Consider the following 1051-nt stretch of genomic DNA (forward strand, 5'->3'; position numbering starts at 1 on the left):
GGCGAACAGGTGGCGGGTGTAGAGCGAGGACCACTTGTCCTCCAGCCAGCGCGTCAGCCACGGCTGGTCCTCGTGCCGCGACCGCCCGACCAGCCGGTGGACCTGCGCAAGGAGTTCGCCTACCCGCTGCCCCGCGAGGTCATCTCCGAGCTGATCGGCATCCCGGCCGCGCGCCAGGACCGGCTGCACGAGCTCTCCGACGCCGTGGTCCAGGTGGACGGCGGCCCCGACGACACGCCCGGGCTGCGCGGGACCCTGCACGAGCTGCTCGACCAGATCATCGAGGAGCGCCGGGACACGCCGGGCGAGGACCTCATCACCGACCTGTTCAGGCTGCGCGACAAGGACGGCGCCCGCCTGTCCGCCGACGAGCTCCTCGCCACGATCGAGCTGCTGTTCATCGCCGGGCACGTGACGACCGTCAACCTCATCACGAACGCCATCGGCGCCCTGCTCAACCGGCCGGACCAGCTGGGCCTGCTGCGTTCGGGCCGGTGCCCCTACAGCGCGGCGGTGGAGGAGACGTTGCGATGGGACTCGCCGATCGCCTACTTCCCCATGCGCTACGCCGTACGCGACATCGAGATCGACGGCGTGCACCTGCGGACCGGCGAGCCCATACTGGCCTGCTTCGCCTCCGCGGGACGCGACCCGAGCCACTACGGCGAGGACGCCGACGTCTTCGACGTGAGCAAGCCGCCGAGCAGCCACCTGTCGTTCGGGCACGGGCCGCACTTCTGCCTCGGCGCGCCGCTGGCCAGGCTGGAGGCCGAGATCGCGCTGACCGCGCTGTTCGAGGCGTTCCCGCGGATCACACCGGCCGCGCGGCCCGAGGAGCTGGCTCCGCTGAACACGCTGCTGGGCAACAGCACCCGCACCATGCCCGCCCGGCTCGGCTCTCGCGACCGCTGACCGGGGCCTTCAACGCTGATGCCGACCCGGTCAGCGCGCGGTCTCGTAGTGGCGCAGGAACAGCTCCTCCAGCGTCGGCGGCCGGCTGACCAGGCTGCGCACGCCCGCCTCCGTGAGCCGCCGCAACGCCTGGTCCAGC

1 protein-coding gene and 1 pseudogene are annotated in these 1051 nt (G+C 72.0%); one reads left to right on the plus strand and one right to left on the minus strand.

All coding sequences use genetic code 11. The features are described from left to right. A partial coding sequence (locus AB0J09_RS65720; RefSeq protein ID WP_360714747.1) for a cytochrome P450 occupies positions 1 to 912 on the plus strand: 912 nt, incomplete at its 5' end. A gap of 30 nt (positions 913 to 942) precedes the next feature. Here the strand turns inward: AB0J09_RS65720 and AB0J09_RS65725 are convergent. After that, positions 943 to 1051 (minus strand): annotated as a pseudogene (locus tag AB0J09_RS65725) (ABC transporter ATP-binding protein); the annotation flags it as partial.

Origin of the sequence: Nonomuraea sp. NPDC049784, assembly GCF_040659615.1 — a bacterium.
Classification (GTDB): domain Bacteria; phylum Actinomycetota; class Actinomycetes; order Streptosporangiales; family Streptosporangiaceae; genus Nonomuraea.